This window comes from Rhodococcus sp. P3_B8 (assembly GCF_056402775.1).
In genome coordinates this window covers 1-8099 of record NZ_JBFUGT010000292.1, presented here as the reverse complement: position 1 = coordinate 8099, position 8099 = coordinate 1, and the positions used below count along the sequence as shown (strand labels likewise).

The 8099-nt window shown below is 69.0% G+C and carries 8 protein-coding genes; all 8 read left to right on the top strand.

Annotated elements, in window-relative coordinates; genetic code table 11:
• Positions 1 to 2574: translation initiation factor IF-2 (gene infB / locus AC1D1G_RS37730; protein WP_477956129.1), on the top strand; the 2574-nt coding region annotated here is incomplete at its 5' end.
• 101 nt (positions 2575 to 2675) lie between these two features.
• Complete coding sequence (locus AC1D1G_RS37725; RefSeq protein ID WP_005240674.1) at positions 2676 to 2966, top strand: DUF503 domain-containing protein; 291 nt, start codon at positions 2676 to 2678, stop codon at positions 2964 to 2966.
• Positions 2967 to 3080: 114 nt separating this feature from the next.
• The gene (gene rbfA / locus AC1D1G_RS37720; RefSeq protein ID WP_105419283.1) at positions 3081 to 3569 is read left to right on the top strand and encodes a 30S ribosome-binding factor RbfA; all 489 of its coding nucleotides are present in this window, start codon (positions 3081 to 3083) and stop codon (positions 3567 to 3569) included.
• Between the two features lie 11 nt (positions 3570 to 3580).
• The gene (locus AC1D1G_RS37715) at positions 3581 to 4582 is read left to right on the top strand and encodes a DHH family phosphoesterase (protein ID WP_280784644.1); all 1002 of its coding nucleotides are present in this window, start codon (positions 3581 to 3583) and stop codon (positions 4580 to 4582) included.
• 12 nt (positions 4583 to 4594) lie between these two features.
• Positions 4595 to 5983, top strand: coding sequence for an MATE family efflux transporter (locus AC1D1G_RS37710; RefSeq protein ID WP_317571348.1), 1389 nt, complete (start codon positions 4595 to 4597; stop codon positions 5981 to 5983).
• Position 5984: 1 nt separating this feature from the next.
• Complete coding sequence (locus AC1D1G_RS37705; protein ID WP_280784646.1) at positions 5985 to 6914, top strand: metallophosphoesterase family protein; 930 nt, start codon at positions 5985 to 5987, stop codon at positions 6912 to 6914.
• On the top strand, positions 6911 to 7594 hold the full coding sequence (npt, locus tag AC1D1G_RS37700) for a 4'-phosphopantetheinyl transferase Npt (RefSeq protein WP_283334745.1): 684 nt from the start codon (positions 6911 to 6913) through the stop codon (positions 7592 to 7594). Before AC1D1G_RS37705 ends, npt begins: the two co-directional genes overlap by 4 nt.
• Before the next feature lie 38 nt (positions 7595 to 7632).
• On the top strand, positions 7633 to 8099 hold a 467-nt coding region (gene truB / locus AC1D1G_RS37695), incomplete at its 3' end, for a tRNA pseudouridine(55) synthase TruB (RefSeq protein WP_477956128.1).

Below are 8099 nucleotides of genomic sequence, written 5' to 3'. Positions count from 1 at the left end.
AGCGCAGCCACCCCGGCTGCCCCGGCGACCAATGCTCCCAAGCCCGGTCGGCCCACCCCGGCTGCCCCGGCTCCGGCCGCACCCGCAGCTCCGGCCGCACCCGCAGCCCCGGCTGCCAGTGCACCCGCGGCTCCGTCCACGGGCGCCAAGCCCGGCGGACCCCGTCCCGGCCCGAAGCCCCCGCGTGTCGGTAACAACCCGTACTCCTCGGCTCCCGCCGAGCGTCCGGCACCCCGCCCCGCTCCCGGCGCACCGCGTCCGGGTGCACCCCGTCCGGCTCCCGGTCAGGGTGGACCTCGTCCGGCTCCCGGTCAGGGCGGTCCCCGTCCGGCTCCCGGTCAGGGTGGACCTCGTCCCGCACCGGGTCAGGGCGGTCCCCGTCCGGCTCCCGGTCAGGGCGGTCCCCGTCCCAGCCCCGGCTCGATGCCTCCTCGCCCGAACCCGGGCGCGATGCCTGCACGTTCGGCGCGTCCCGCTCCCGGCGGTCGTCCGGGCCGTCCCGGCGGAGCCCCCGGCGGTCGTCCCGGTGGCGGCGGCGGTGGATACCGCGGTGGCGGAGCCCCCGGTGCCGGCGCAGGCGCGCCCGGTGGCGGAGCACCCGCAGGTGGTTTCCGCGGTCGTCCGGGTGGCGGTGGACGCCCCGGTCAGCGCGGTGCGGCAGCAGGTGCGTTCGGTCGCCCCGGTGGTGCCCCGCGTCGTGGTCGCAAGTCGAAGCGTCAGAAGCGCCAGGAATACGATTCGATGCAGGCGCCCGCCGTCGGCGGCGTGCGGTTGCCCCGTGGCAACGGCGAGACCATTCGCCTCGCCCGCGGTGCATCCCTGTCGGACTTCGCTGAGAAGATCGACGCGAACCCCGCAGCGTTGGTGCAGGCACTGTTCAACCTCGGCGAGATGGTGACGGCGACCCAGTCGGTCAACGACGAGACGCTGGAACTGCTCGGCGGCGAGATGAACTATGTCGTCCAGGTCGTCAGCCCGGAGGACGAGGACCGCGAGCTGCTCGACAGCTTCGACCTCACCTACGGCGAAGACGAAGGTGGCGAAGAGGACCTCGAGTCCCGTCCGCCGGTGGTCACCGTCATGGGCCACGTCGACCACGGTAAGACCCGACTGCTCGACACGATCCGTAAGGCCAACGTCCGTGAGGGCGAGGCCGGCGGAATCACGCAGCACATCGGTGCCTACCAGGTCCTGACCGAGCTCGACGGCAACGAGCGTCTCGTGACGTTCATCGACACCCCCGGTCACGAGGCCTTCACGGCCATGCGTGCCCGTGGTGCCAAGGCCACCGACCTCGCGATCCTGGTCGTCGCCGCCGACGACGGCGTCATGCCGCAGACGGTGGAAGCGATCAACCACGCCCAGGCGGCCGACGTGCCGATCGTGGTCGCGGTGAACAAGATCGACAAGGAAGGCGCGAACCCGGACAAGATCCGGCAGCAGCTCACCGAGTACGGACTGGTCGCCGAGGAATACGKCGGAGACACCATGTTCGTCGACATCTCGGCGAAGCAGGGCACCAACATCGACGCACTGCTCGAAGCCGTGCTGTTGACGGCGGACGCTGCCCTGGACCTGCGGGCCAACCCGGACATGGACGCTCAGGGTGTCGCCATCGAGGCGCACCTCGACCGTGGACGCGGCCCCGTCGCTACCGTGCTCATCCAGCGCGGAACGCTGCGGGTCGGCGACTCGATCGTGGCCGGCGACGCATACGGACGTGTGCGCCGCATGGTCGACGAGCACGGCGACGACGTGCTCGAGGCCCTGCCCTCGCGTCCCGTCCAGGTGGTCGGCTTCACGTCGGTCCCCGGTGCAGGCGACAACCTGCTCGTGGTCGACGAGGACCGCATCGCCCGTCAGATCGCCGACCGGCGCAATGCGCGTAAGCGCAACGCGCTGGCCGCGAAGAGCCGCAAGCGCATCAGCCTCGAGGACCTGGATTCGGCTCTCAAGGAGACGTCGCAGCTCAACCTCATCCTCAAGGGCGACAACTCGGGAACCGTGGAGGCCTTGGAAGAGGCCCTGCACGGCATCGAGATCGACGACGAGGTGCAGTTGCGGGTCATCGACCGTGGTGTCGGTGGCGTCACCGAGACCAACGTCAACCTGGCCGCCGCGTCGAACGCGATCATCATCGGGTTCAACGTCCGCGCCGAGGGCAAGGCGACCGAGTTGGCGAACCGCGAGGGCGTCGACATCCGGTACTACTCGGTGATCTACCAGGCCATCGACGAGGTCGAGAAGGCTCTCAAGGGCATGCTCAAGCCGATCTACGAAGAGGTCGAGCTGGGCAAGGCGGAGATCCGCGCGATGTTCCGTTCGTCCAAGGTCGGCAACATTGCCGGTTGCCTCGTCACCTCGGGTACCATCCGTCGCAATGCGAAGGCCCGGCTGCTGCGTGACAACACGGTTGTCGCCGAGACCGTCACCATCTCCTCGCTGAAGCGGGAGAAGGAGGACGCTGTCGAGGTACGCGAGGGTTACGAGTGCGGTTTGACGCTCACCTACTCCGACATCAAGGTCGGTGACGTCATCGAGGCCTACGAGCTTCGGGAAAAGCCGCGCGACTAGTCGCCATCCGTTTGGGGTGACGCAGCAGCGTCATCCGGCGTGCGCTTCTCCGGCCGATCGACTCGGCCGGGGGAGCGCACGTCTCCCCGAAGGAGGAAAGTTTGTACGTCGGTGCGCTCGAGCTCGACATCTTGCTCGGTGACGTGCGATCTCTGAAAGAGAAGCGTGCAATGGTCAAACCGGTTCTGGCGGAGCTGCGACGCTACGGCGTCTCGGCGGCGGAGACCGGGGAACAGGATCGGTACCGCCGGTCGATGCTCGGTGTCACGATGGCGAGTTCGGCGGTCGATCACGTACACGAGGTACTCGACACGTGCGAACGGCACGTCGCCGAGCTGCCGGAACTGCAACTCCTTGCGGTCCGGCGACGGATTTTCGGCCCCGAGGACTGACTCGGAGTGCCCTGCCCGCCCCGCCGCATCCGCGGCCCGGCGTGCAGAATGAACTACAGCTACACACGCAACTTCACAACTTATCCAGCGGCCAGGGAGAGGAGTCTGATTGTCATGGTGGATCCCGCCCGGGCACGCAAACTCGCCAAGCGCATCGGCACGATCGTCGCGACGGCGATCGACCACGAAATCAAGGACCCTCGCCTGGCGTTCGTCACGATCACCGATACCAAGGTGACGGCCGACCTCCACGACGCCACCGTGTACTACACCGTGATGGGTGCCGACCTCGAGTCCGAACCGGACCTCGCCGCCGCAGCCGCGGGGTTGGAGAAGGCGAAGGGCGTTCTGCGCTCGAAGGTGGGCGCAGGCACCGGAGTCCGGTTCACTCCGACGCTGACGTTCGTCGCGGACACGGTCCCCGACACCGCGCGGCACATGGAGGAACTCCTCGCCCGCGCACGCGCCGCCGACGACGAGGTCGCGCGTGTCGCGGCCGGTGCGTCCCCGGCCGGCGACCCCGACCCGTACAAGGAGCCCCGAGCCGAGGACGCGGACGACGCGGAAGTCGACGAGCCCTCCGGTTCCCGCCAGGCGGACTGACACGAACCGACATGACCCACACTCAGGAGACGTCCCTGTCTGATCTCGATCGTCACGAGGTGTTTCTGCCGCAGGCGGTCGCCGTTCTCGAGAACGCGACGTCGGTGACGATTCTGTGTCACGTCCAACCCGATGCCGACACGATCGGCAGTGGACTTGCCCTGGCGTTGGTGCTCGAGCGCAAAGGGATTCCGGTACAGGTCGCCTTCGGCGCGCCCGACGAACTACCGGAGTCGATGCGCGAACTGCCGGGCACCCACCTGCTGGTGCCGGCGGATCAGGTGCGCCGCAACGTCGACCTGCTCGTGACCGTCGACTGCGGCAGTGCCGGGCGTCTGGGGAAGCTCGCCGACCGGCTCGCGAACGCGGGCGACACCCTCGTCATCGATCACCACCGGTCCAACACCCGCTTCGGTCGCATGAACCTGATCGACGAGTCCGCGGAGTCGACGACCGCTGTCGTGGCACAGATGTTCGACCTGTGGGGTGTGGACATCGACGCCGATCTCGCGCACTGCCTGTATGCGGGACTCGTGACCGATACCGGTTCGTTCCGCTGGGTGCAGCCCGGCACCCACACGCTGGCCGAGAGGCTGCTCGCCACCGGAATCGACGGAGCCCGCATCGCGCGGCGCCTGCTCGACACTCACCCGTTCGGCTGGCTGCCCATGCTGTCCTCGGTGCTCGGATCGGCGACGCTCGTCCCCGACGCAGCGGGAGGGCGTGGACTGGTGTACGCGGTCATCCGGCGGGCCTACATCGGAGACCTCCGCTCGGAGGAGATCGAAAGCGTCATCGATATCGTCCGGACGACGTCCGAGGCCGAGGTCGCCGCCGTCCTCAAGGAGGCGGTGGACGGCACCTGGTCGGTGTCGCTGCGATCGAAGTCCGACGTGGACGTGTCGGTCGTCGCCGGGTATCTCGGCGGCGGCGGTCATCGGTTCGCCGCCGGTTACACGGCCGAGTGCTCTGCGGACGAGATCGTGACCTCGCTCGTCGAGTCGCTCGGCTGAGGTCCGAATTCGTTGGCTGACGTCTCGGAAGTCACGGGCGACGCGACCGCCCGGACGGTGTTCGGGCTGGCGCTGCCCGCGCTCGGTGTCCTCGCTGCCGAACCGATCTATCTGCTCTTCGACATCGCCGTCGTCGGTCGGCTGGGCGCCCTGGCGCTCGCGGGCCTCGCCGTCGGCGGTCTCATCCTCGCCCAGGTCAGCACGCAGCTGACGTTCCTGTCCTACGGCACGACGGCGCGTGCGTCCCGCATGCACGGTGCCGGCGACGAGCGCGGCGCGGTCCGGGAGGGCGTGCAGGCCACGTGGCTGGCACTGGGCATCGGCGCGCTCGTGATCGCGCTGGCCCACCTGTTCGCGCGGCCGGTCACCTCGGCGATCGCCGGCGGCTCCGACATCGCGGCGGCCGCCGAGGGCTGGCTGCGGATCGCGGTGTTCGGGGCCCCGCTGATTCTCGTCGCGATGGCGGGCAACGGGTGGATGCGCGGCGTGCAGAACACGGTGCGGCCCCTCCGTTTCGTGATCGCCGGTCTCGCCGTGTCGGCCGTGGCCTGCCCGGTGCTGGTGCACGGATTGTGGGGCGCGCCGCGGCTGGAACTCGAGGGTTCGGCGGTCGCGAACGTGATCGGTCAGGCGGTGTCCGCGAGCCTGTTCGTCGGAGCGCTGGTGGTCGAGCGGGTGCCGTTGCGTCCGCGGTGGCACGTCATGCGCGCCCAGATGGTGCTCGGCCGGGATCTGATCCTGCGGAGCCTGGCCTTCCAGGCGTGTTTCCTCTCGGCTGCCGCCGTCGCGTCCCGGTTCGGTGCCGCGGCGGTCGCCGCGCACCAGGTGGTGCTGCAGCTGTGGAACCTCGTCGCCCTCACCCTCGACTCCCTGGCGATCGCCGCACAGGCGCTGGTCGGTGCCGCGCTGGGCGCCGGACACGCCAAGGGCGCCACGCGACTGTCGTGGCGCATCACCCGATGGTCCACGATCTTCGCGACAGGGCTCGCCCTGATCTTCGCCCTCGGCCACGGGGTGATCCCCGAACTGTTCACCTCCGATCAGGCCGTGCTCGACGAGATGGCGGTGGCGTGGTGGTTCTTCGTCGCGATCATGCCGGTCGCCGGAGTCGTGTTCGCCCTCGACGGGGTGCTGCTCGGGGCCGGTGACGTCGCCTTCCTCCGGAATGCCACGCTGTCCTGCGCGTTGGTCGGATTCCTCCCACTGATCTGGCTGTCGATGCTGCACGACTGGGGCCTGGCGGGAATCTGGACGGGTCTCACGGTGTTCATAATTCTTCGGATGCTCGCGGTCGTGTGGCGCGTCGGAACGGGCCGCTGGGCAGTGGTCGGGTCCGACCTGCAGACACGACACGGATCGGACAGCGATCCGGCGGCGGAACACGATCGGAAAGGTGGTTGACGTGGCACCCAAACTGATGGCGGTGAGCGACGTCCATGTGGGGCACCGGGGAAACCGCCCGATCACCGAGGACATCTATCCCGACTCGCCCGAGGACTGGCTGATCGTCGCGGGCGACGTCTCGGAGAAGACCGACGACATCCGGTGGGCGCTGAAACTCCTGCGCAGTCGTTTCGCCGAGGTCATCTGGGTCCCCGGCAACCACGAACTGTGGACGACGGCGAAGGACCCGGTGCAGATCCACGGCGCCGCCCGCTACGACTACCTGGTCACCATGTGCCGGGAGATCGGCGTCATCACCCCCGAGGACCCGTTCCCGGTGTGGGAGGCCGAGGACGGCCCGATCACCCTGGTCCCGATGTTCCTGCTGTACGACTACACGTTCCTGCCCGACGGTGCCACCACCAAGGAGGAAGGTCTCGCGATCGCGCGCGAGAAGAACGTGGTGGCCACGGACGAGTTCCTGCTGTCGAGCGAACCCTACGGAACCCGGGATGCCTGGTGTCGCAGCCGCGTCGAGGCGACGAAGGCCCGGTTGGACGCCCTGCCCACGGGCACCCGCACCGTGCTGATCAACCACTTCCCGTTGGTGCGTCAACCGACGCAGGTGCTGTGGTACCCGGAGTTCTCCCTGTGGTGCGGTACCGAACTGACCGCGGACTGGCACACCCGGTACAACGCCGTCTGCGCCGTGTACGGGCATCTGCACATTCCGCGCACCACCTATTACGACGGGGTGCGGTTCGAAGAGGTGTCGCTGGGCTACCCGCGGGAGTGGCAGCGGCGGGGACTCCCGGACCGCCTCCTGCGGCAGATCCTCCCGGTGCCGGAGTACCCGCCGGGAACACTGAACAAGTGGGGCGGCCACTTCAAGGTGACCCCCGAACAGGAAGCCGAAGTGGAGAAGATGCGGGCGAGGGGGGCCCTGTGATCGAGAGAATTCTGCCTGCCGGAGTGGTGTCGTCGGAATTGTTCGACGATCCGCCGGGCCTGCGTCCGCACCCGCAGGAGGAGGCGCTCATCGGCAGGGCGGTGGAGAAGCGGCGCCGCGAATTCACCACCGCACGTCATTGCGCCCGCCTGGCGATGACGAAGCTGGGCGTGGACCAGGCCCCTGTTCTGCGGGGCGACAAGGGGTCCCCCGTGTGGCCGCGCGGCGTGGTCGGAAGCCTCACCCACTGCGACGGTTACCGCGGCGCGGTGCTCGGCTACGCCATGCAGGTGCGGTCCGTGGGGATCGACGCCGAACCGCACGAGGCGCTCCCCGACGGTGTGCTGGACGCGGTGAGCCTGCCCGCCGAACGCGACTGGCTGTCGGGCGCGGCGGACTCCGGGCTGTGGCGCTCCGCCACCGGCGGTCCCGTGCACCGGGACAGGCTGCTGTTCTGCGCCAAGGAGGCGACGTACAAGGCGTGGTTCCCGCTCACCGCCCGGTGGCTCGGGTTCGAGGACGCGCACATCACGTTCGAGGCGTCCGGGGACGGCACAGGCACGTTCCATTCGGATCTCCTGATCTCCGGAGAGACGGTCGACGGCCCACCGCTGGCGTCGTTCGACGGACGGTGGATGGTGTCCGACGGCCTGATCATCACCGCCATTGCGGTGCACTGATTTCGGTGCGGTGACGAGGGCTGGCAGAATCGGGCCTCGTGTCTGCACGTGAAAAGCCCTCTTCCGGTCTCGTCGGCGCCGGACTGCTCATCGTCGACAAGGATGCGGGCGTCACCAGCCACGACGTGGTGGCCCGGTGCCGCAAGCTGCTCGGCACCCGGAAGGTCGGGCACGCGGGCACTCTCGACCCGATGGCCACCGGGGTGCTGGTGCTCGGTGTGGAGCGGGCAACGAAGCTGCTGGGGCTCCTCGCACTGACCACCAAGGCGTACACGGCCACGATCAGGCTGGGTCAGGCCACCACGACCGACGACGCCGAGGGCGAGGTCGTGGCGTCGGCCGATGCGTCCGGCGTGACGGACGAGGAGATCGCCGCGCAGGTGCACACCCTCACCGGAGACATCCAGCAGATCCCGTCGAGCGTCAGCGCCATCAAGGTCGACGGCAGGCGCGCGCACGCACTGATCCGTGCGGGCGAGGAGTTCGAACTCGCTCCCCGCTCGGT

Bases quoted from the DNA above. Each gene is read 5' to 3' on its own strand.
- rbfA (WP_105419283.1), top strand. From the start codon at position 3,081: ATGGTGGATCCCGCCCGGGCACGCAAACTCGCCAAGCGCATCGGCACG.
- AC1D1G_RS37715 (WP_280784644.1), top strand. From the start codon at position 3,581: ATGACCCACACTCAGGAGACGTCCCTGTCTGATCTCGATCGTCACGAG.